At 75.3% G+C, this 20,297-nt stretch carries 21 protein-coding genes and 1 pseudogene; 11 read left to right on the forward strand and 11 right to left on the reverse strand.

Features of this window, described 5'->3' with window-relative positions; genetic code table 11:
* The first annotated feature begins 609 nt into the window (after positions 1 to 609).
* From ACZ6J5_RS10340 to ACZ6J5_RS10350, 3 genes are all read left to right on the forward strand, one after another.
* Positions 610 to 858, forward strand: a complete 249-nt coding sequence (locus ACZ6J5_RS10340; protein ID WP_469389774.1) for a hypothetical protein — start codon at positions 610 to 612, stop codon at positions 856 to 858.
* A 28-nt stretch (positions 859 to 886) separates the two neighbouring features.
* Positions 887 to 1,651, forward strand: a complete 765-nt coding sequence (locus ACZ6J5_RS10345) for a bestrophin-like domain (RefSeq protein ID WP_469389776.1) — start codon at positions 887 to 889, stop codon at positions 1,649 to 1,651.
* Positions 1,652 to 1,818: 167 nt separating this feature from the next.
* Positions 1,819 to 2,379: a hypothetical protein gene (locus ACZ6J5_RS10350; RefSeq protein ID WP_469389777.1), complete on the forward strand. Its 561-nt coding sequence runs from the start codon at positions 1,819 to 1,821 to the stop codon at positions 2,377 to 2,379.
* 106 nt (positions 2,380 to 2,485) lie between these two features.
* On the opposite strand, the gene ACZ6J5_RS10355 is transcribed toward ACZ6J5_RS10350, so the two are convergent.
* Positions 2,486 to 2,971 carry a hypothetical protein gene (locus ACZ6J5_RS10355; protein ID WP_469389779.1) on the reverse strand — a complete coding sequence of 162 codons (486 nt, stop codon included), beginning with the start codon at positions 2,969 to 2,971 and terminating at the stop codon, positions 2,486 to 2,488.
* Positions 2,972 to 3,295: 324 nt separating this feature from the next.
* Here ACZ6J5_RS10355 and ACZ6J5_RS10360 point away from each other — a divergent pair, with 324 nt between their 5' ends.
* Complete coding sequence (locus tag ACZ6J5_RS10360; protein ID WP_469389781.1) at positions 3,296 to 3,958, forward strand: class F sortase; 663 nt, start codon at positions 3,296 to 3,298, stop codon at positions 3,956 to 3,958.
* 61 nt (positions 3,959 to 4,019) lie between these two features.
* On the opposite strand, the gene ACZ6J5_RS10365 is transcribed toward ACZ6J5_RS10360, so the two are convergent.
* A complete protein-coding gene (locus ACZ6J5_RS10365; protein WP_469389783.1) occupies positions 4,020 to 4,895 on the reverse strand; it encodes a polysaccharide deacetylase family protein in 876 nt (291 codons plus the stop codon).
* A gap of 90 nt (positions 4,896 to 4,985) precedes the next feature.
* Between ACZ6J5_RS10365 and ACZ6J5_RS10370 the strand changes: the two genes are divergently transcribed.
* A complete protein-coding gene (locus ACZ6J5_RS10370) occupies positions 4,986 to 5,432 on the forward strand; it encodes a universal stress protein (protein ID WP_469389785.1) in 447 nt (148 codons plus the stop codon).
* A 43-nt stretch (positions 5,433 to 5,475) separates the two neighbouring features.
* On the opposite strand, the gene ACZ6J5_RS10375 is transcribed toward ACZ6J5_RS10370, so the two are convergent.
* Entirely contained in the window at positions 5,476 to 6,666 is a 1,191-nt protein-coding gene (locus ACZ6J5_RS10375; RefSeq protein WP_469389787.1) for a CapA family protein, read from the reverse strand.
* 230 nt (positions 6,667 to 6,896) lie between these two features.
* On the opposite strand from ACZ6J5_RS10375, the gene ACZ6J5_RS10380 reads away from it, so the two are divergent.
* From ACZ6J5_RS10380 to ACZ6J5_RS10390, 3 genes are all read left to right on the forward strand, one after another.
* Positions 6,897 to 7,454, forward strand: coding sequence for a sigma-70 family RNA polymerase sigma factor (locus ACZ6J5_RS10380; protein WP_469389789.1), 558 nt, complete (start codon positions 6,897 to 6,899; stop codon positions 7,452 to 7,454).
* Positions 7,455 to 7,458: 4 nt separating this feature from the next.
* Complete coding sequence (locus ACZ6J5_RS10385; protein ID WP_469389791.1) at positions 7,459 to 7,890, forward strand: PaaI family thioesterase; 432 nt, start codon at positions 7,459 to 7,461, stop codon at positions 7,888 to 7,890.
* A gap of 183 nt (positions 7,891 to 8,073) precedes the next feature.
* The gene (locus tag ACZ6J5_RS10390) at positions 8,074 to 8,553 is read left to right on the forward strand and encodes a hypothetical protein (protein WP_469389793.1); all 480 of its coding nucleotides are present in this window, start codon (positions 8,074 to 8,076) and stop codon (positions 8,551 to 8,553) included.
* Positions 8,554 to 8,571: 18 nt separating this feature from the next.
* Here ACZ6J5_RS10390 and ACZ6J5_RS10395 read toward each other — a convergent pair whose 3' ends face one another.
* The 5 genes and pseudogenes from ACZ6J5_RS10395 to ACZ6J5_RS10415 form a co-directional block, all read right to left on the reverse strand.
* On the reverse strand, positions 8,572 to 9,786 hold the full coding sequence (locus ACZ6J5_RS10395; RefSeq protein WP_469389795.1) for a sensor histidine kinase: 1,215 nt from the start codon (positions 9,784 to 9,786) through the stop codon (positions 8,572 to 8,574).
* Positions 9,783 to 11,522 (reverse strand): sodium/solute symporter, encoded by a 1,740-nt coding sequence (locus tag ACZ6J5_RS10400; protein ID WP_469389796.1) that lies wholly within the window; start codon positions 11,520 to 11,522, stop codon positions 9,783 to 9,785. Before ACZ6J5_RS10400 ends, ACZ6J5_RS10395 begins: the two co-directional genes overlap by 4 nt.
* 10 nt (positions 11,523 to 11,532) lie before the next feature.
* Positions 11,533 to 11,907 carry a hypothetical protein gene (locus ACZ6J5_RS10405; protein WP_469389798.1) on the reverse strand — a complete coding sequence of 125 codons (375 nt, stop codon included), beginning with the start codon at positions 11,905 to 11,907 and terminating at the stop codon, positions 11,533 to 11,535.
* 78 nt (positions 11,908 to 11,985) lie between these two features.
* On the reverse strand, positions 11,986 to 12,735 hold the full coding sequence (locus tag ACZ6J5_RS10410; RefSeq protein ID WP_469389800.1) for a LytR/AlgR family response regulator transcription factor: 750 nt from the start codon (positions 12,733 to 12,735) through the stop codon (positions 11,986 to 11,988).
* Positions 12,736 to 12,807: 72 nt separating this feature from the next.
* A pseudogene (locus ACZ6J5_RS10415) lies at positions 12,808 to 13,383 on the reverse strand (TetR/AcrR family transcriptional regulator); the annotation flags it as partial.
* A gap of 102 nt (positions 13,384 to 13,485) precedes the next feature.
* On the opposite strand from ACZ6J5_RS10415, the gene ACZ6J5_RS10420 reads away from it, so the two are divergent.
* The gene (locus tag ACZ6J5_RS10420; RefSeq protein ID WP_469389801.1) at positions 13,486 to 13,932 is read left to right on the forward strand and encodes an anthrone oxygenase family protein; all 447 of its coding nucleotides are present in this window, start codon (positions 13,486 to 13,488) and stop codon (positions 13,930 to 13,932) included.
* 18 nt (positions 13,933 to 13,950) lie between these two features.
* On the opposite strand, the gene ACZ6J5_RS10425 is transcribed toward ACZ6J5_RS10420, so the two are convergent.
* From ACZ6J5_RS10425 to ACZ6J5_RS10435, 3 genes are all read right to left on the reverse strand, one after another.
* Positions 13,951 to 14,823 carry an Fpg/Nei family DNA glycosylase gene (locus ACZ6J5_RS10425; RefSeq protein WP_469389802.1) on the reverse strand — a complete coding sequence of 291 codons (873 nt, stop codon included), beginning with the start codon at positions 14,821 to 14,823 and terminating at the stop codon, positions 13,951 to 13,953.
* Positions 14,824 to 14,918: 95 nt separating this feature from the next.
* Complete coding sequence (locus tag ACZ6J5_RS10430) at positions 14,919 to 17,018, reverse strand: SpoIIE family protein phosphatase (RefSeq protein WP_469389804.1); 2,100 nt, start codon at positions 17,016 to 17,018, stop codon at positions 14,919 to 14,921.
* 129 nt (positions 17,019 to 17,147) lie between these two features.
* On the reverse strand, positions 17,148 to 18,437 hold the full coding sequence (locus tag ACZ6J5_RS10435; RefSeq protein WP_469389806.1) for a DUF6777 domain-containing protein: 1,290 nt from the start codon (positions 18,435 to 18,437) through the stop codon (positions 17,148 to 17,150).
* A gap of 183 nt (positions 18,438 to 18,620) precedes the next feature.
* Here ACZ6J5_RS10435 and ACZ6J5_RS10440 point away from each other — a divergent pair, with 183 nt between their 5' ends.
* On the forward strand, positions 18,621 to 19,700 hold the full coding sequence (locus tag ACZ6J5_RS10440) for a YndJ family protein (protein WP_469389808.1): 1,080 nt from the start codon (positions 18,621 to 18,623) through the stop codon (positions 19,698 to 19,700).
* Positions 19,697 to 20,248, forward strand: a complete 552-nt coding sequence (locus ACZ6J5_RS10445) for a DUF1990 family protein (protein ID WP_469389810.1) — start codon at positions 19,697 to 19,699, stop codon at positions 20,246 to 20,248. Before ACZ6J5_RS10440 ends, ACZ6J5_RS10445 begins: the two co-directional genes overlap by 4 nt.
* The last annotated feature ends 49 nt before the right edge of the window (positions 20,249 to 20,297 follow it).

Genomic DNA, 20,297 nt, shown 5'->3' on the forward strand with positions numbered 1-20,297 from the left:
AATCACCCCCAACAGGCCCCAAGAGGGCCTAATATCCGGCAACTTCGCCCCCTTGCGGACCAGTCCGCACCAACAGGTCGACACCGACAGGGGAAACGTCAAACGCGTACACCCGGAAAACCCCTCCATCCGGGGAATCCGGAGCCGTTCCGGGCCTACGGCCCGATTTCCGTGATCATGCTGCTCGGCGTGTCTCTGTTGTCACCGTACGGATCGCTCCTCGCGCGGCCCCTGGCGGCCGGGGCGCTCGTGTGGCTCCTCGCCACACCGGTGCCCGTCGCCGCCGACGCCTGCGCCTCCGCCACGACGGGATCCGATGGTTCGAACACCTCGGTCGCCGTCGCCGGATGGGGCCACTGCCGCCCCACCCACCATCCCCATCCACCTCATCCCCATCCGACCCACCCAACTCACTGGCCCCACCCACCGCATCCCACGCACCCCCCGCACCCGACCTGCCCGCCGGAACCGACCCCCACCCCGACACCGACTCCGACCCCGACTCCGACTCCGACCCCGACCCCGACCCCGAAGCCGACGCCACCACCGCCTCCCCCGCCGCCGAAGCCCACGCCTCCGCCGCCCACGCCCCGGCCGCCCGTGCGGACCGTGCCGCCGCCCGCCCCCGCGCCGACGCCCGCGCCGACGACCCCGCGCGCCGAGCCGCCCGCTCCGCCGAAACCTTCCCCCACCCCGACCCTGCGCCCCCGCCCGCCCGCGCCCGTGGCCCTGCCGCACTACCAGCGCGCCGCGCGGGCCAAGCCGAAGAGCGCCCCGAACGTCATCACCACGACCCTGCTCATCACCGCCCCGGCCGTGATCGCGACCGCGATCCTGCGCCCGCGCGGTTCCCGCTGAGCCCCGCGCTCGGCCAACGGAGGAAACCTTGTCCGAATGGCTCGTCCTGACCATCGCGATGGCCGCCGCCTGCGCGGTCGTCCTGACCATCGTCATCATCAACAACCGGAAGCTCCCGGAGGACGACGACCCCAGCGAGACCCCCGACGTCATCGAATACATGACGATGATGATCGGCGTGGTCTACGCCATCGTCCTCGGCCTCGCCATCGCCGGCGTCTGGGAGGCCCGCAGCGCCGCCCAGGAGACCGTGCGCCAGGAGGCACAGGCCCTGCACGAGATCTCCGCGCGCGCCGAGGTGTACCCCGTGGCCGCCCGCGAACGGATCCGCTCCGACGTCGACACGTACGTCCGGTACGTCGTCCAGGACGAGTTCCCGCACATGACCGAGCACGGCGAGCTCAGCGACGAGGGCACGCGGCTCATGGAGAAGGTGCGGCGCAGCGTCACCGACTACCGGCCCGCGAACGACTTCGAGGGCCAGGCGTACCAGCCGCTGGTGGACCAGGTCGGCGTCGCCGACGACGCGCGCGGGGCGCGCGGGCAGAGCGCCGGGGACACGATGCCGGGCGTGGTCTGGTTCGGCCTGATCATCGGCGCCCTGGTCACCGTCGGCCTCATCTTCACGCTCCAGATCCGGCGCACCGGCAAGGAGCTCCTGCTGGCGGGGCTGTTCAGTGCGCTGATCGCGTTCCTGCTCTTCCTCATCTGGGACTTCGACGCGCCCTTCGGTCGGGGCATCGCGGCGACCGCCGCGCCGTTCCTCGACCTGTTCCCGCAGCTCACCGGCTGACCGGGGCGGCCGTCGTAGGCCGGGCGGGGGACATCGGTGCCCCATTCGCACGTCTGGGATCGCGGCTGTGGTAGGGCGCTCCTAGCGTTTCGGGCATCGAGGTGCATGTCGTCCGATGCGCGGAAGGCCCTTCCGCGGCTGCTCCTCGGGGACCCGGAGGAACCACCATGCGCGCGATACGTGCCGCGTCCACCGTGCTGCTGGGAGCGGCCGCCCTCGCCCTGGCCGCCCCGCTCGCCGTCGCCGCCGACGGACCTCCGGGAGCGCCCCGGCCGCAGGCACCGCGCGCCCGGCAGGCGGGCGACTTCGTCATCTCCCCCGGGACCGTCGCCCCGGGCGGCAGGATCACCCTGAGCGCCCCGGGCTGCGCGAGTACGGCGACGGCGTCGGCGGGCATCTTCGACACGGTCACGATCGCGCCGGGCTCGGCCGCGACCGCGAGCGTGGACTCCGACGCCAAGCGCGGTGCCGTCTACACCGTCTCGTTCAACTGCACCGGCGGGGTCTCCGGCACCGTCGACCTGACCATCAGCGGGGGCGCGAGCCCGACGCCCACCGCGCGCTCCACGCTGCTGACCCCGCCGCGCGGGGTGCAGGGCGGCCTCGGCGGCTCCTTCGGCCCGGCGGACACCTGGACGCTCGCGGCCGGCGGGGCGATGGTGCTGGCCGCGGCCACCGGGGTGGTGCTCGTCGTGCGGCGCCGGTCCGCCGCGGACCGGCGCCATTGACGGCGCGTCCCCGCGCCGCCCGCGCCCCGCACGCCCGTCGCCCCCGGGTCCTGGACAAGGACTCGGGGGCGACGGGCGTTGCGGTCCGGCCGGGAGGTGCGGCCGGTCAGACCCCCGCGCCGGACGTGCGGCGGCGGCGGGCGATGAAGAGGCCGCCGCCCAGCGCGGCCGCGGCGACCAGGCTGCCGCCGACCGCCATCTCGGTGGAGCTCGGGGCGAGCGAGCCGCCGAGGCCGCCCTGCGAACCGCGGCCCGGCAGCACGCGGAACTGGTGCGTGACGACGTTGCTGTTGTCGCTGCACTTGACCGCGAGGTTGTAGCTGCCGGGCGTGGCGTTGTTGTAGACGCGGGCGATCGCGCTGGAGAGACCGTTGGAGTTCACCGAGAGGTTGGTCTCGGGGAACGCGTTCGACGTGACGGTGCCTCCGTGGCCGCAGCCCTTGGCCGTGATGGTGATCGTCGAGCCCGCGTGGACGTCGAACGGATTGACCTGCACGTTGGTCGGCCCGTTGGTGGCGGTGGCGAGGGGGGCCGCGAGCCCGAGCGCCGCGAACGCGGTCGCCGTCACCGCCAGAGTGCGTGCAGCACGCATGGTGAACCTCCAGTGGAAGACGCCCCAAAGCGGTGCTCCGGGAGATTCGACGAGTACGCCTTCCATGACGAACCATCACAAGAGGGACACCGTGCCGCATGTCGGCTTTGGGCCACCCCGGTGAGCCGGGGCACCGGCCGAACGGGGGTCCCCGGCTGACGGTTCCGCAGGTCACGCACCGTCAGACGGATCATCTGACGATTACTCGGATGGGGCATCACCCGGACGCCCCCGCCCCGACGGCCGACACCCGTTCGCCCCGCCCCGATCGCCGGTCCCCCGGCGCCCCCTTACCGTTCCCGTGACGCCCACGAAGGGAGAACCATGAGGACCAAGGACTTCAGCGTCCTCGACGCGGCCAGGAGACGCCAACCCTGGGGCGCCCTGGCCCTGGTCATGCTGTCCGGCCTGGCGATGATGCGCAACGGCGCCGGCTTCGAGTCGGGTCCCCCGCAGCCCACCGCCGCGGCCCGCCCGGTCACCCGTCCCGTCGGCCCCGCTCCGACCGCGGCCGCCGGGCTCCAGCCGCTGCCCTTCGCCCCCGCCTCCCGGATCAGGATCCCGGCGCTCCGGGTGGCCGCCCCGATCATGGACGTGGGGCTCGACCCGAACGGCTGGATCGCCGCGCCCCCGGCCCAGGACGCCAATCTCGCCGGCTGGTACCAGAACGGCATCGCGCCGGGCCAGCGCGGCACCGCGGTGGTGGTGGGGCACGTCGACAACATGGCGGGCCCCGCCGTCTTCTACGGCCTCGGCTCGCTCCAGAAGGGGCAGCACGTCGAGGTCGAGCGCTACGACGGCCGGGTGGCGGTCTTCGAGATCTACGGCGTGGAGGTGTACGCCAAGGACGACTTCCCCGGCGTCCAGGTCTACGCGGACACCGGCGAGCCCGAACTGCGGGTGATCACCTGCGGCGGCGGCTACTCGCGGGCCCGCGGCTACGACGGCAACGTGGTCGTCTACGCCCGGATGGTGAGCACGCGCTGACCCCGGACAGCCCGGACGCGGGGGCCCCGGCACGCGGGAACGTGCCGGGGCCCCCGCGCGCTCAGCGGCGCGGGACGGTGATGCTGTAGCCCGCGTCGAGGAGGGCGGGAAGGTAGCGCCGGAGCGCGGCCACGCTGTGCGCCCGGTCGCCGCCCGCGTCGTGGTTGAGCACGACGACCCCCGGCCCGGCGCCGTCGAGGACCCGGCGCACGATGGAGTCGGTGGGCGGCTCCTGCCAGTCCAGGGTGTCCACGGTCCAGGCCATCGGCTCCATGCCGAGCTCCGCGCCGATCTCGAACGAGTGCCGGTTCCAGGCCCCGTACGGCGCCCGGTACCAGAGCGGTGGGGCGCCCAGGGCCCGTTCGATCACCTCGCTGGTGGAGCCGAGCTCCTGGCGGATCCGGGAGGGGCGCAGCTTCGGGATCAGCGGGTGGGACCAGGAGTGGTTGCCGACCACGTGCCCGTCGGCGGCCATCTCCTTGAGCAGGTCCTGGTTGTCCACGGCCATCTCGCCGCAGACGAAGAACATCGCCCGGCAGCCGTGGGCGCGCAGGACGGCCAGGATGTCCGGGGTGTAGCGGGGGTCGGGCCCGTCGTCGAAGGTGAGCACCATCGAGCGCCCGACGCCGGTGAGATGGAGGAAGGGGCGGGTGCGCACGGGCGGGACCGCGCGCCGGAAGGCCGGGGGCGCGTAGCCGGTCATCGGCTGGAGGCGGTAGGCGGCGGGCCGCAGCCGGGACTGCGCCTGCGCGCCGGGTGCGCCCGCCGGGCGGGCCGGGGGCGCCGGGGACGCCGGGGGCGCGGCCCCGGCCACCGGCCCGGCCTCCGGTCCGCTCAGGCGGTCGGCCGCGAAGACCCCGACCGTGGCCGTGGCGCCGAGGGCGGCGGCGAGCCGCAGCAGCGACCGCCGCCCGACGGGCTTCTCATCGTTTTTCATGGCCAATGGTTCGTACGGCGGGGCGTGCGGGCTTCTCAGCGACACCGGCGGCCCGGCGGAAAGCACTCGATGAGCCGATAGCCTCGGAGGGTGAGTGGTTACGAACGAGGTACCGACGGCCCGAAGGTGATCGTGGCCGGGGTGGACGGCTCGGAGTCCTCCCTGCGCGCGGTCTCCTACGCGGCCGGTCTGGCCCGGCGGCAGAACGCCCTGCTGGCCCTGGTCTACGTGCAGCCGCTGATCACGGCGGGCGCGGCGCTGGGCGCGCCGGTCGCCGGGACCACGGAGGAGATCGCGGAGGGGCTGGTCGCCGACATCCGCGAGTCGGCCGAGCGGGTGAAGGAGATCTGGCGGGTGCGCTGGGAGTTCCACACCGTCCGCGGGGACGCCTACGCGGGGCTGGTGGCCGCCGCGGACGAGCTGAAGGCGGACGCGGTCGTCGTGGGCGCCTCGGAGTCGGCCGGGCACCGGTTCGTGGGCTCGGTCGCGGTGCGCCTGGTCAAGGCGGGCCGCTGGCCGGTCACGGTGGTGCCGTAGGAGCCGGCGCCGGGGCCGGGATCGCGTGTACCGGGCCGGGGCCCTATTCGCCCATGACCAGGCCGTCGCGGGCGGCGCCTCGGCCGAGGACGACCTCGCGGAGGGTGTCGCGGGTCTCGGTGTACTGCTCCTCGCCCGCGCGGATCGCCGCGTTCAGGTTGACCACCCGGCCGCGTGCGGTGTCGAAGAGCTGGGGGACGAACTCGGCCTTGACGACCTCCCAGCGCCGTCCGGGCGCGGCGGGCGGGGCGAAGGTGAAGCGCGCGAGGGTGCCCTGGTTGCCGCGCCGGTCGTAGCCGCCCTCGTAGTTGATCATGTCTCCGGCGATCTGGTCGCCCATGCCGTAGACGATCCAGGTGCCGTTGACCTTCTCGTATGCCTGCGGCACGTGCGCGTGGGTGCCGAGGACGAGGTCGATGTCGGGGCGCCCGTCCGTGGCCGAGGCGGTGAGGGCGCGGCCGAGGGAGAGCTGGCGCTCGTCGGGCTCGGTCTGCCACTCGGTGCCCCAGTGGACGGAGACCACGACGACGTCGGCCCCGGCCCGGCGGGCGGCCCGGGCGTCGGTGACGATCCGCTGCTCGTCGAGGAGCTGGACGGCCCAGGGCTGCCCCTCGGGCATGGGATAGCCGTTGGTGTCGTAGGTGTAGGCGAGCTGGGCCACGGTGGCGCCGCCCGCCTTGAGCAGGGCGGGCCGGCCCGCCTCGGCGGCGGTGCGGGCGGACCCGGCGTGCCGGACGCCCGCCTTGTCGAGGGCGTCGAGGGTGCGGCGGAGCCCGTCGGCGCCGTCGTCGAGGGTGTGGTTGGAGGCGGTGGAGCAGGAGTCGTAGCCGGTCGCCTTGAGCGCGGCGGCGATCTCGGGGGGCGACTTGAAGGCGGGGTAGCCGGTGTAGGGTCCGCCGTCCTCCCCGTAGACGGTCTCCATGTGACAGATGGCCAGGTCGGCGCGGGAGACGACGGGTTTCACACCGGCGAACATGGGGCGGAAGTCGTAGCCCGCGCCGCCCCCGTCGGCGGCGGCCTGGCGGATGATCGAGTCGTGCGGCAGCACGTCCCCGGAGGCGACGAGGGTGAAGCCGGCGGGGGCGGACGCGCCCCCGGGGGCGGCCGGGTGGCGGGGCTGCCCGCTGGGTGCGGCGGGGGCGGGCGGGGCGTGGTCGCGGGCGGCGCAGCCGGTGGCCGCGGCGAGCAGGAGCGCGGCGAGGGCCGCCGCGCCGGGTCGGGTGCGTGAGGTCATCTGCCGAGCTCCAGCCGTTCATAGGATGAGCATCTGATCCCTTTGAATTGAGCCTCGGCAATGGCCCCAGTCAAGGGTCATTGCCGCGTTTCCCGGCAAAGCCCGCTGAATCGGACGCAATGCCTCCGGCTGTCCGTTCGCCGTACCGTTCACCGCGCGGTGCGACCGTTCGTCGCACGCCGCCGTCCGTTCCCTGTCCCCCGCCGCCCGGATGCGTTCGGATACGGGCCATGACCACGGCAACCACCGACGAGCGGACCCTGAAGGAGCTCCAGTCCGAGCACGGGCCCGCGCTGCTCGCCTTCCTGCTCAAGCTGACCCACGGCGACCGGCAGCGCGCCGAGGACCTGGCCCAGGAGACCCTGGTCCGGGCCTGGCTGCACCCCGAGGCCTTCGCCGCGCCCTACGAGTCGATGCGCCCCTGGCTCTTCACGGTGGCCCGGCGGCTCGCCATCGACGCCCGCCGCTCCCGGCTCGCCCGCCCCGCCGAGATCGGCGACGGGGCGCTCGCCGTCACCGCCGACCCGGCCGACGCCACCGAATCCGCCGACGCCGCCCTCGACGTCCGGGCCGCGGTGCGCGACCTCAGCCCGGAGCACCGCGCGGTCCTCGTCCGGCTCTACTTCCGCGGCCTGACCGTCAACGAGGCGGCTGCCGACCTCGGCATCCCGGCGGGCACCGTCAAGTCCCGCTCGCACTACGCGCTGCGGCTGCTGGGACGACGCCTCACCGGCTACCGGCCGCCCCGGCGCACCGTTGCCCGGCCCCGGACCGCCGTCCCACAATGATCCCGTGACGCTGACTCCCGCCGCCGCCGAACGGATCCTCGCCGACAACTTCGCCCCCTGGGTGCGCGACCTGGGGCTCACCGTGGTCTCCGTGCACGGCGCGGACGGCCCGGAGGGCGCCCGGGCCGTGCTCCGGCTGCCCTGGTCCGAACGGCTCGCCCGGGAGGGCGGCGGGCTGTCCGGTCAGGCGCTGATGGCCGCGGCCGACACCGCGACCGTGCTCGCGGTGTCCGCCGCCCGCGGCGGCTTCGTCCCGATGACCACGGTCCAGCAGTCCATCAGCTTCCAGCGCGCGGTGGCCGGCGCGGACGTCCTGGTGCGGGCCCGGCTCACCAAGACCGGCAAGCGGATGGCCTTCGCCGACATCACCATGACCGCCGAGGGGAGCGAGGAGACGGCCGCCCACGCGACGGCGGTGTACGCGCTCCTCGGCTGACCCGCGCGAGCGCCCACGCCCCCTCTCTCACCCCCGTCACACCTCCCCCACCTGCACCGATGTGGCGCGAACCGTATCCGGAACCGCGCGGGCGAGTTGAGCAAAGTGCGCCCCGCGCACGTGCTTCCTGGTGGAGGCTCGTCCTCGGGGCCTCGTGAGGGACGTCCGGGAGAAGGTGGAGCGTTGCTGCCCGAGAGCACGAACGGCGCCGGCGGGGGCGGGCTCGCCGTCCCCATGGACTGGCTCTGCGCCGAGTACGCCGCCGACGACCTGCTGCGCACCAGCGGGCTCGTCGAGCCGGGATCGCTGGAGTTCCGCGCCGGGCGGCAGGCCTTGGCCCTGACCGTCCACCTCGCGGGCGCCGGGGTGGACGAGTGGCTGCGGCGCACCGCCCACGACCACCCCTGGACCGACTGGGTCGAGGCCCGGCTCGCCGCGCCGGCCGACGGGGACGGACCGGACCCCGACCTCGCGCTGGCCCGCGCCACCTGGCGGCTGCTGCGCGCGACCGAGCTGCGCGCCGCCGACCTGGCCGACCTCGCGGGGGTGCCCGGCGCGCTGCCCGCGCCGCCCTCGGCCGCCATCGACGAGGAGCGGCAGGTGTGGCTGCCCGCCTGGCAGCTGGGCGTGGCCCTCGCCCACCTCGCGCTGCACCTGTACTGAGCCCGAGCCGCCGGGCGCTCAGACCACGGGGTGCACCCCGGGCCGGTACTTGGGCAGCCGCACGGTCACCTTCATCCCGGCCCCGGGCCCGGTCTCGATGACGAGCCCGTGCTCCGGCCCGTACACCTGCCGCAGCCGCTCGTCGACGTTGCTCAGGCCGATCCCCGAGGAGGCGGGGCGCTCGCCGCGCAGCAGGGCGCGCAGCTCCTCGGGGTCCATGCCGACCCCGTCGTCCTCGATGGTGACGACCGCCTCGGCGCCCGCGTCCTGGGCCGCGATGACGATCCGGCAGCCGTCGGCGGAGTCCTCCAGGCCGTGCTTGACGGCGTTCTCCACCAGCGGCTGGAGGCACAGGAAGGGCAGCGCCACGGTCAGCACCTCGGGCGCGATCCGCAGGGTGACCGTGAGCCGGTCGCCGAAGCGGGCCCCGGCGAGCGCCAGGTACTGCTCGATGGAGCGCAGTTCGTCGGCGAGCCGGGCGAACTCGCCGTGCCTGCGGAAGGAGTAGCGGGTGAAGTCGGCGAACTCCAGCAGCAGTTCGCGGGCCCGCTCGGGGTCGGTGCGGACGAACGAGGCGATGGCGGCGAGCGAGTTGAAGATGAAGTGCGGGGAGATCTGGGCGCGCAGGGCGCGGATCTCCGCCTCGACGATCCGGGTGCGGGAGCGGTCGAGCTCGGCCAGTTCGAGCTGGACGGAGACCCAGCGGGCCACCTCGGTGGCGGCGCGCACCAGCACCGCCGACTCGCGCGAGCCGTACGCGACGAGGGCGCCGAGCACCCCGTCCTCACCGGTCAGCGGGGCGACCACCGCCCAGCGCAGCGGGCAGGAGTCGTCGGGGCAGTCGGCGTGGTCGGTGTGGACGGAGCGGCTGCGGCCGGAGGCGAGGGTCTCGGCGACCAGTCCGGCGACCCGCTCCCGGTGGTGGGCGCCGCCGGGCCCGTCCCAGGCGAGCACCTCGGCGCGGTCGGTGAGACAGAGCGCCTCGGTGCCGAGCAGCGGGCGCAGCCGTCCGACGGCGCGGGCGGCGGTCTCGCCGGTGAGCCCTGCGCGCAGCGGGGGCGCGGCGAGCGAGGCGGTGTGCAGGGTGTGGAAGGTGGCGCGTTCGACGGGGCTGCCGAGGCCCGCGTCGGCCGGGCCCCGGCCGCGCCGGGCGGTGCTCCGGCCGAGCACGAAGCCGACGGTGAGCAGCACGGCGGCGACGGCGCCCGCCGCGGCCAGCGCGATGCCGCTCATCGCGCGGCCCCCTTCGGTCCGGGCCTGCGGGCCATGCCGAGTTCCTCGGGCAGGTGCAGCCGGGCCAGGATCGCCGGGGTCCCGGGCGGCACCCGGCGCGGGGTGGCGAGCGAGACCAGGACCATGCTGAGGAAGCCGAGCGGCACCGACCAGACGGCGGGCCAGGCCATCAGGGTGTGCGGCCAGCCCGCGGCCGGCAGTCCGGCGCGGGTGGCCATGACGGCGGCGAGCGCGGAGCCGCCGCCGAGCAGCAGTCCGGCGGCGGCGCCGGGCGGGGTGAGCCGGCGCCACCAGATGCCGAGGACGAGCAGCGGGCAGAAGGAGGAGGCGGAGACGGCGAAGGCGAGGCCGACGGCGTCGGCGACCGGCACGGCGGAGGCGACGAGGCCGACGCCCAGCGGCACGGCGGTGGCCAGCAGGGTGGCGAGCCGGAAGTGCCGGACGCCCCGGGCGGGCAGCACGTCCTGGGTGAGCACGCCCGCGACGGACATGGTGAGCCCGGAGGCGGTGGAGAGGAACGCGGCGAAGGCGCCGCCCGCGAGGAGCGCGCCGAGCAGGTCGCCGAGGACCCCGCCGAGCATCCGTTCGGGGAGCACGAGCACGGCGGCGTCGGCGGCGCCGGTCAGGGCGAGTTCGGGGGCGTAGATCCGGCCGAGCGCCCCGTACAGCGGCGGCATCAGGTAGAAGACGCCGACCAGGCCGAGGACGACGAGGGTGGTGCGGCGGGCGGCGCGGCCGTGCGGGCTGGTGTAGAAGCGGACGGCGACGTGCGGCAGGCCCATGGTGCCGAGGAAGGTGGCGAGGATCAGCCCGTAGGTGGCGTACAGCTGGTGCCCGTCGCGGCTCCCGGCGAGCGGCTGGGACCAGCCGAGGGGATCCGATCCGGTGCCGGCGCGGCGCGGCACGGGCGCGCCCTCGGGGAAGGCGAGGGTGGTGCCCGCCTCGACGCGGTGGGTGCCGGGGGCGAGGGTGACGGGCTCACCGGCGTACGTCCGGGAGTCGACCCGGCCGGTGACGGCGAGGGTGAGCGGGGCGTCGGACTCCAGGCGTACGGTCTCGGCGACGCGGACGCTGGTGTGCGCGCGGAAGACGGCGGGGGCGTCGAAGCGGGCGCGCGGGGCGCCGTCCCCGTACCAGGCGGCGGCGAGGAAGAGCACCGGGACGAGGAGGGCGGTGAGCTTGAGCCAGTACTGGAAGGCCTGGACGAAGGTGATGCTGCGCATCCCGCCGGCGGCGACGGTGCCGGTGACGACGAGGGCGACGAGCAGGCCGCCGACCCAGTCGGGGGCGCCGGTGAGGATCTCCAGGGTGAGTCCGGCGCCCTGGAGCTGCGGCAGCAGGTAGAGCCAGCAGACGCCGACGACGAAGAGGCTGGCGAGCCGGCGCACCGGGGCCGATTCGAGCCGCGCCTCGGCGAAGTCGGAGAGGGTGTACGCGCCGGAGCGGCGCAGCGGGGCGGCGACGAGGAGCAGCAGGACGAGGTAGCCGGCGGTGTAGCCGACCGGGTACCAGAGCATGTCGGGGCCCTGGACGAGGACGAGTCCGGCGATGCCGAGGAAGGAGGCGGCGGAGAGGTACTCGCCGCTGATGGCGGCGGCGTTGAGGCGGGGGCCGACGGTGCGGGAGGCCACGTAGAAGTCGGAGGTGGTGCGGGAGATGCGCAGGCCGAGGGCGCCGATGAGGACGGTGGCGAGGACGACGGCGGTGACGGCGGCGATCGCGTAGCTGTGGTTCACGGGGCGGGGTTCACCGCTCGACGAGGCGGGTGAAGTCGCGTTCGTTGCGTTCGGCGCGGCGCACGTACCAGTGGGCGACGGCCCACACGAGGGGGTGGACGCCGACGCCGAGGGCGATCCACACGGCGGCCTCGGGGGCGGGCAGGGCGAGCAGCAGCGGCAGCGGGCCGACGAGCAGGACCAGCGCGGCGAGGGCGGTGAGCGCGGCGCGGAGCTGGCTGCGCATCAGCGAGCGCACATAGGTGTGGCCGAGGGTGGTCTGCTCGCTGATCTCGGAGCGGGCGGGGGCGTGCTGGGGCCGGGGGCCCGGCACTGCGCCGCGGTGGGCCGAGGCGTAGGTGACGGTCTCGCGCGGGGGCCGTCGCGGCGGGTGGTGCTCGGACATCGGCGTCCGCTCTCTCACGGTCTGCTGGGCCCGTGGAGTGTAGGCCGAAGGGCCGGGGCGCCGGTAGGGGCCGGGGCCTCAGGGGGTGCGGCGCATGAGGAGGTCGCGGAGGTGGCGGGCGTGGCGGCGGGAGACGGCGAGTTCGGCGTCGCCGACGCGGACGGAGGTGGCGCCGCCGTCGAGGCGGAGTTCGTCTACGCGGCCGAGGGCGACGAGGTGGCTGCGGTGGATGCGGACGAAGCCCCGGTCGGCCCAGCGCTCCTCCAGGACGGAGAGCGGGATGCGGACGAGGTGGCTGCCGTGGTCGGTGTGCAGCCGGGCGTAGTCGCCGTGGGCCTCGACGTACGCGATGGCGTCGACGGGCACGAAGCGGGTGACGCCGCCGAGTTCGACCGGGATCTGTTCGGGCGCGGGGGCCGGGGCGGTGGCGTGGACGAGGTCGTGGACGCGGCGGACGGCCTCGGCGAGGCGTTCGCGGCGCACGGGCTTGAGCACGTAGTCGACGGCCTCCAGGTCGAAGGCCTGGACGGCGAAGCCCTCGTGGGCGGTGACGAAGACGATGAGCGGTGGGCGGGCGAAACGGCCGAGCACCCGGGCGAGGTCGAGGCCGCCGAGGCCGGGCATGTGGATGTCGAGGAAGACGACGTCGAGGGCGCCGGGCCCCTCGCCGCCGCCGGGGCCGGGCTCCAGGGCGCGCCCGATCCGGCGCAGGGCCTCGGTGGCGTCGCCCGCCCCCTCGGCGCTGCGCACCCTCGGGTCGGCCCGCAGCAGGTAGAGCAGCTCCCCCAGGGCGGGCGCCTCGTCGTCGACGGCCAGTACGCGCACCATGCGGGGAGTCTAGGGCCTGTCCGGCCCCGATCCACCGGTCAGGTCCTTGAGGGTGTCCCCGGGGGCCGCAGCGAGTACGGCGAGGCGGTCCGCGACCAGTTCCGCGCGGCGTCCGGCGTCGGCGGCGGGGAGCCGTCCGGCCCGGGTCAGAGTGGCGAGCCCGTGCAGGGCGGCCCAGAAGGTCTCGGTGAACAGGCCCGGGTCGACCCCGTCCCCGGCGGCCTCGCCGAGGGTTTCCAGGAGCGCGGCGAAGGCGTCCTTCAGGGGCGCGGGGGTGTCCTCGTCCGCGAAGGCGAGGCCGCCGTCGAGCTGGAACATGGCGTCGTAGACCGCCGGGTTGCGCTCGGCGTAGTCGAGGTAGGCGCGGGCGAGGGCGGCGACCCGGGCGCGCGGGCCGGCGGCGGCGCCGGTCGCGGCGCGGACGGCCCGCGCCAGCTCGGCGGCGCCTTCGAGGGCGACGGCGCCGATGATCTCGCGCTTGCCTCGGAAGTGGCTGTAGAGGACGGGCTGGCTGTACTCGATGCGTTCGGCGAGCCGGCGGGTGGTGACCGCGTCCCAGCCCTGGCTCTCGGCGAGTTCGCGGGCCGTGGCCACGATGAGGCGCTCGCGGTCCGCCCGTTCGCGCTGCTTGCGTTCCTGTACCGACATGACCCGATGCTAGCACCGCTAGACAAGCAAGCGATGACAGCACTAGCGTTGCCACATCAGCTAGCGACGCTAGATCCCGTTGCGTTCCCCGGAGGGACCGTCATGCTCAGCACAGTCGAGGTCGTCACCGTCGTGGTCGTCGGCCTGATGGTCGGCGTGGAGTTCTCCGTCGCCTTCGTGATGAACCCGATCTTCAAGGCCCTCCCCGAGGACAGCGGCCTGCTGGGCCGCGCCCACGGGGGCCGGATGCTCGGCGCCGTCATGCCCTTCTGGTACGTCGGCTCGCTCGCCCTGGTCGCGGTGCTGGCCGTCGCCGGGTGGGGCGGGGCGGGGACCGGACTCCTCGTCACGGCGGGCGCGCTGCTGGTCGTCAGCGTGCTCATGTCGGTGCTGCTGCTCGTGCCGATCAACGACCGGGGCAAGACCTGGACGCCGGAGAACCGGCCCGCCGACTGGAAGGAGCAGCAGGCGCGCTGGGACCGCTACCACTACGCCCGGGTCGCCGTCATCGTCGCCGCCTTCGCCGCGCTGGCCGCCGCCCTGGTCTGAACGGGCGGCACCCGAAGGTCACTTGAGCAGGCGCGAGAGCCGGCGGTCGGCCAGCGGCTTCCCGCCGGTCTGGCAGGTCGGGCAGTACTGGAGCGAGCTGTCGCTGAAGGAGACCTCGCGGATGGTGTCCCCGCAGACCGGGCACGGCTCGCCGGTCCGCCCGTGCACCCGCATCCCGCTCCTCTTCTCGGCCTTGAGCCTCCCGGCGGCCACTCCCCGGGAGCGCTCGACGGCCTCCGCGAGGGTCTCCCGCATGGCCGCGTACAGGGCGGCGGTCTCCTCCGGGGTGAGGTTCTGGGTGGGTTTGAACGGGGACATCCTGGCCACGTGCAGGATCTCGTCGCTGTAGGCGTTGCCGATCCCCGCGATCAGGCTCTGGTCGCGCAACGCGCCCTTGATCTGGCGCCGTTCACCGGCCAGCAGCGCCGTGAAGGCGGCCAGGTCGAAGTCCTCGGCGAGCGGGTCGGGGCCGAGCCGGGCCACTCCGGGGACCTCGCCGGGCGCGCGCACGAGGTGGACCGCGAGGCGCTTGGTGGTGCCCGCCTCGGTCAGGTCGAAGCCGTCGCCCCCGGTGAGCGCGGTACGCAGGGCCAGCGGGCCCTTCCCCGGCCGAGGCGGGCCGTCGGGCAGCACGTCCTTCCACTGGAGCCAGCCCGCCCGGGCGAGGTGCACCAGCAGGTGGAGCTCCCCCGCGCCGCCCTCGGTGGCGATGTCCAGGAACTTGCCGTGCCGCGCGACCCCGGTGACCCGCGCCCCGTCGAGGGCGCCGAGCGGCGGGTCGTAGGTCTTGAGCACGCTGATCGCGACGGGCAGCACGCGGGCGATCTCCTTGCCCACCAGGTGCTCGTCCAGGAAGGCGCGGAGGGCTTCGACCTCGGGCAGTTCGGGCATGGTCCCAGCCTGCCCGAGGACGGCGGCGGACGCCCGCCGGGGCCGCCCGCTCCCCCCAGCGGCCGGGCCGCTCACTCCTCTGACGACCGGGCCGCTCACTCCTCCGGTGGCTGGTCCGTGACGAACTCGCACCACACGCACTTGCCTCCGCCGCGCGGCTCCACGCCCCACAGGTCGGAGATCCGGTCGACCAGCAACAGCCCGCGCCCGGACACCCCCGCCTCGCCCGCCTCGCGGCGGCGGGGCAGCGCGCTGGAACGGTCCTCCACCTCGACCCGCAGCCGCCGCTCGGCCCCGGGCAGCATCCGCAGGGTCACGATGGCGCCGCCGTCGGTGTGCATCAGGGCGTTGGTCATCAGCTCGTCGGCGACCAGCTCGATCTCGTCGGAGCGGGTGCCCGCGCCCCAGGCCCGGACCGCGGCCCGGATCATGTGCCGGGCCGAGCTGAGCGCCTCCGGGTCGTTCTGCCCGACGTGCTGCTGGAGGCGCCCGCCGGGCTGCGGCCGGTCGCCGTCGCGGCGCAGCAGCAGGATCGCCACGTCGTCCTCGCCGCCCCGCTCCTCGACGACGTCGCAGAGGTGGTCGGCGAGCTCCTGGAGGTCCCGGGGCCCGCGCTTGACCAGCGAGGAGAGCCACTGGAGCCCCTCGTCGAGGTCGGCGCCCGGCTTCTCCACCAGGCCGTCGGTGTAGAGCAGCAGGGTCTGGCCGGGGTCGAGTTCGACGGTGGTCACCGGGTAGTCCAGCCGGGCGAACTCGGCGGACAGGCCGAGCGGCAGCCCGCCGTCCACGGGGAGCCGGCGGGCCGTGCCGTCGGGGTCCTGGACGAGCGGGTCCACATGGCCGGCGCGGACGATCTGGACCAGTCCGGTGGCCGGGTCGGCCTCGGCGTAGGTGCAGGTGGCGAAGCGCTCGGTGTCGAGCTCGTGCAGGAAGACGGAGGCGCGGGCCATCACGGTGGCCGGGGTGTGCCCCTCGGCGGCGTAGGCGCGCAGCACGATCCGCAGCTGTCCCATGACGGCGGCGGCGTGGGTGTCGTGGCCCTGGACGTCGCCGATGACCGCGCCGACCCGGCCACCGGGCAGGGGGATGAGGTCGTACCAGTCGCCGCCGATGTCCCGGCCCAGCCGGGCGGAGCGGTAGCGGACGGCGATCTGGGTGCCGGGCACGTCGATGATGCGGCGCGGCAGCATCGACTGCTGGAGGCCCTCGGCGAGGTCGTGCTCCTGCTCGTACAGCATGGCCCGCTGGAGGCTCTGGGCGATCGAGCTGCCGAGCGCGACGAGCAGGTTGCGCTCGTCGGCGCTGAAGCCGGTCCGCTCCCCGCTGTAGAGCAGGCCGAAGGCGCCGATCGGGCGGGCCTGGGCGATCAGCGGGAGATAGGCGGCGGAGGTGATGCCGAGTCCGCTGATGTGCGGCCACAGCACCGGGAAGGAGGCGGCGAACTCCTCGGGGGACTCGATGAACCGGGGCCGCAGGGTGCGGATGACCTCGCCCATCGGGTACGGCTCGTCCACCCGGGTGAACCGGGTGCCGGGCACGAAGGCGCCTTCGGGCCCCTCGGCGACCAGGTGGATCCGCCCGGACTCCAGGAGGCCCATGACGAGACTGGCCGCGCCGAAGTGCTCAAGGCCCTGGGAGTCGTTGAGGAAGTCGATGATGTCCTGCACGGTCCGGGCGTGGGCGAGGGCCGCCGTGGTGCCCTCGACGACGCTGGTGCGCTGCCGCCGCCCCTCGTCGAGCCCCAGCCGCGCGGCGGACTCGGTCAGCTCCTCGGAGGCGTCCCGGACGATGCCCACGATGCGGAACGGGCGCCCGTCCGCGTCGCGCCGGACCAGGCCCTGGGTGTGGGTCCAGCGCTGCGCGCCGGTGCGGGTCCGGATGCGGAAGTAGGCGCCGTAGCGGTCGCTGCCGTCCTTGAGCGCCTGGGTCACCAGGGTGTCGAGGCGGCGGCTCTCGTCGGCCAGCACCCGCGAGGCCAGACTGGCGGGGTCGCCGTCGTACGCGTCGGCGTCCAGGTCGAAGACGTCCAGGGCTCCCTCGTCCATGGTCATCCGGCCGGTGAGCAGGTCCCAGTCGAAGCTGCCCATCCGCAGCTCCCGGCCGAACTCATGAAGAAAACAGCAGGTCGGCCCCGCCGAGCCCGCTTCACAGCGGCAGCGCTCGGCCGCCTCCCCGCCCCCTCTGCCCGCATTCATGGGGCCACGCTAGGCGCAGCCCCGCCCCCGCGCACGGCGAAGATCGGAAATGGGTTCGGATCGGGACCGGGGAGGAGCCTGGCAGGGAGCCCGACAGGGGGCCGGGCAGGGAGCCGGGCTCCGGGTCGGTCAGCCCGGGAAGGTCGAGGGCTGCTCGGCGGCCGGGTCGTTCGGGAACAACTCCTCGTACGAGGGCGGGGGCTCTGCGTTGGGAGGCTCGGGCGGCAGGTCATGGGGCGCATCGGGCATCGGGAGGTCGGGGGTGGTGTGGTCGGGGGTGGTGTGGTCGGGGGTGGTGTGGTCCGGAGCCGTGTAGTCCGGGGCCGTGTGGTCCGGAGCCGTGTGGTCCGGAGCCGTGTGGTCCGGAGCCGTGTGGTCCGGAGCCGTGTGGTCCGGAGCCGTGTGGTCCGGAGCCGTGTGGTCCGGGGCGGGGCCGTCGGGCAGCGGGGCCTCGCGGGACGGGGGCTCCTGCGCCGGGGGCTCGGGCCGCGCGGGGGCGTCCGGGCGGGCGGAGCCGCGCGGGTCGGCGGAGGGGGGCGGCGCGGTGGGGGGCCGGGCCGCCCCGGCGTCCGGGAGGGGTTCGGCCGGGGCGGTGACGGGGTCGCAGGAGGCGGGGTCGCAGGGCGGCAGCACGCCGGGCCTGCGATCCGCCTCGCCGTCGCTGCCCGCCTTCCGCTCGATCCAGGTGTTGTCGGCGAGCCCGGCGATCACCAGGCTGGTGACGACGGTGCTGGTGGGGGTCACGGCGACCACCCGGTCCGGCGCGTAGCCCGGCCAGGGCCTCCCGCCGTGCACGGCGCCCGGGGCGGCGGCTGGGGAGCGCAGCGGGTTCCCGCCGGCGCAGCGGACCCTGGGGGCGCCGTAGTGGTCGACGAGGACGGCGGTGCCCGCCTCCAGGACGGACTGGAAGGCGGTGGCGCGCCCGTCGCGGTAGCCGTGGTCGGTGACCCGGGTGTCGGCGCGCAGCAGGACGGGGGTGAGCCCGCGCAGCCAGCCGGCCACCCCGGTCTCGGGGATCCCGGCGGCCTCGGCGAAGGAACGGACCCGGGGCGCCTCGGCGGTGAGCAGGGCGACCTGCTGGGCGACGTTGCAGCTGGCGACAGACCGGGTGCCGGCGTAGAGGCCCGGGGTGGCGCCGCCGACCTCGCGGGCGGCGGGCACCGGGGTGCCGACGACCCCGTCGGGCACGGTGCCGGAGCGCGCGGGGGCGCCCTCCTGCACGGTGGAGGGGGTGAAGGCGTCGGGCCCCTGGGCGCCGGCGGCCTGGAGCAGCACCTCGCGGACGGGGGCGGCGGCGGTCTGCTCCGCGCCCGCCTCGGCCGGTCCGCCGGAGGCGCAGCCCGCCATCAGGAGGGCCGGGGCCAGGGCGGCGCCCGCCACGGCCGCGGGCCGCGTGGGCCATCGTCTGGGTGTGCGCACCTGTGCTCCCGCCTTTCGCCCCCGAGTCGTTCCTTCATGTCTGCCGCAGGGCCCGGGGCGCCGCAATCCACGTACGCCCATCCGGCGCGGAGCCGTCACCCACCCCGCCCTTGAACGTGTTCAAGCAAAGCCCTACGCTCACTCCTGAAGGTTGAACACGTTCAACACAGGGGGGTGGCCGCCGTGTCCGTACTGGTGGCGCTGATCGTGACGCTCGGCATGCTGGTGATCGTCCCGCTGGGGCTGCGGCTCGTCGACGGACCGGTCGACAGACCTGTCGACGGGCGGGGCGGCAGACCGGACGGCAGACCGGACGACCGTCGGGGCGGCAGACCGGCCGAGGGGCCACGCCGGCCGCCCGCGCCGCGCCTGCTGACGCGGGTCTGGCCGCTGCTCGCGCTGCCCGGGGCGGTGGCCCTCTGGCTCCCCCGCTCCCCGCTCGCCGCCGCCCTGGCCGGGTGCTACGCGCTGGCCACCCTGGCCCTCGCGCTGTACGCCCCGGCCCGGCTCGTGGCCGCCCGCGCGTGGCGCCCGCCCGCCCCCGCCGAGGTCGCGGTCCTGACCGCGCTGGTCACGCCCTCCGTCGCGGGCCTCGCCCTGGTCGCCGAGCGCGGCGGGCACGAGCTGTTCGGCTTCGAGCTCGGCATCCTCGCGCTCACCGTCCCGCACTTCCACTTCGCGGGCTTCGCCGCCGCCCTGGTCGCCGGACTGGTCTGCCGGACGAGCGGCACCCGGGCCGCCCGCTTCGCCGCGTACAGCGTCCCGCTCGGCACCCTGCTGGTGCTGCTCGGCTACTTCGTCGACGACTGGGCCGAGCTGGCCGGGGCCGTCGTGCTCACCGCCGGGATGTGGGCGGTCGCCCTGACGACCTGGCGCGAGCACCGCGCCGCCGCGCCCGACCCGGTCACCCGCGCCCTGCTCGGGGTCTCGGCCTCGGTCCTGGCCGTCACCATGCTGCTCGCGTTCAGCTGGGCGCTCGGCGAGGCCACCGGGCTGCCGCACCCGAGCCTGACCTGGATGGCCGCGACCCACGGCCTCGGCAACGCGCTCGGCTTCGCCCTCTGCTCGCTGCTCGCCTGGCGCCGCCGCCCGCACGGGCTCCCGCTCCGTCCAAGGACCCCGGCGGACCGCGCGGGAGACCCCGCGCACCGCGCCGGGACCCGGGCCCGCCGCCCCCTTCCCCGTACCGCGTCCCGCACCACGTCCCGCACCACGTCCCGCACCGCACCACGTCCCACTCCCCGAACGGAGCTCCCGGCATGACCCGTCTCCTGCGCAGTCTCTCCGACACCCCGGTCCGCGGGGCCGCCGCGCCCAACTACCCCGAGGTCGGCGCGACCCGCGCCCGGCCGCTGCCGGCCGGCTACCACCACCTGAGCCACAGCGTGCGGGTGGGCCTCGGCCGGGCCGACTTCGAGGCCGCCGGCGCGGCCGTCACCACCTGGGCCATGCACCGGGCCACCGGCGCCCGGGTGACCAGCGCCGCCGTCCGCGCCGAGCCGGGCGTCACCCTGGAGGTCTCGCTCGGCCTCGGCCCGGTCCGCTTCAGCGCGCCGTGCCGGGTCATCTGGACCACGGCCACCGAGACCGAGGCGGGCTTCGCCTACGGGACCCTCGCCGGGCACCCGGAGTGCGGCGAGGAGTCCTTCGTGGCCGAGCTGCGCGCGGACGGCTCGGTCTGGTTCACCGTGACCGCGTTCAGCCGCGCCGCCGTCTGGTACACCCGGCTCGGCGGGCCCGTCGTACGGGCGCTCCAGCTCGCCTACGCCCGCAGACTGGGCCGCTCCCTCACCGCTCTCGTCGCCCGCTGACAGGGGGATCGGGGTTACGGTTCTTCTGTACTCTCCCGTGCTTCCCGAA

The organism is Streptomyces sp. NPDC042100 (genome assembly GCF_055582325.1).

Bases quoted from the DNA above. Each gene is read 5' to 3' on its own strand.
- ACZ6J5_RS10350 (WP_469389777.1), top strand. From the start codon at position 1,819: ATGCGCGCGATACGTGCCGCGTCCACCGTGCTGCTGGGAGCGGCCGCC.
- ACZ6J5_RS10355 (WP_469389779.1), bottom strand. From the start codon at position 2,971: ATGCGTGCTGCACGCACTCTGGCGGTGACGGCGACCGCGTTCGCGGCG.
- ACZ6J5_RS10360 (WP_469389781.1), top strand. From the start codon at position 3,296: ATGAGGACCAAGGACTTCAGCGTCCTCGACGCGGCCAGGAGACGCCAA.
- ACZ6J5_RS10365 (WP_469389783.1), bottom strand. From the start codon at position 4,895: ATGAAAAACGATGAGAAGCCCGTCGGGCGGCGGTCGCTGCTGCGGCTC.
- ACZ6J5_RS10375 (WP_469389787.1), bottom strand. From the start codon at position 6,666: ATGACCTCACGCACCCGACCCGGCGCGGCGGCCCTCGCCGCGCTCCTG.
- ACZ6J5_RS10380 (WP_469389789.1), top strand. From the start codon at position 6,897: ATGACCACGGCAACCACCGACGAGCGGACCCTGAAGGAGCTCCAGTCC.
- ACZ6J5_RS10395 (WP_469389795.1), bottom strand. From the start codon at position 9,786: ATGAGCGGCATCGCGCTGGCCGCGGCGGGCGCCGTCGCCGCCGTGCTG.
- ACZ6J5_RS10405 (WP_469389798.1), bottom strand. From the start codon at position 11,907: ATGTCCGAGCACCACCCGCCGCGACGGCCCCCGCGCGAGACCGTCACC.
- ACZ6J5_RS10410 (WP_469389800.1), bottom strand. From the start codon at position 12,735: ATGGTGCGCGTACTGGCCGTCGACGACGAGGCGCCCGCCCTGGGGGAG.
- ACZ6J5_RS10420 (WP_469389801.1), top strand. From the start codon at position 13,486: ATGCTCAGCACAGTCGAGGTCGTCACCGTCGTGGTCGTCGGCCTGATG.
- ACZ6J5_RS10425 (WP_469389802.1), bottom strand. From the start codon at position 14,823: ATGCCCGAACTGCCCGAGGTCGAAGCCCTCCGCGCCTTCCTGGACGAG.
- ACZ6J5_RS10430 (WP_469389804.1), bottom strand. From the start codon at position 17,018: ATGAATGCGGGCAGAGGGGGCGGGGAGGCGGCCGAGCGCTGCCGCTGT.
- ACZ6J5_RS10445 (WP_469389810.1), top strand. From the start codon at position 19,697: ATGACCCGTCTCCTGCGCAGTCTCTCCGACACCCCGGTCCGCGGGGCC.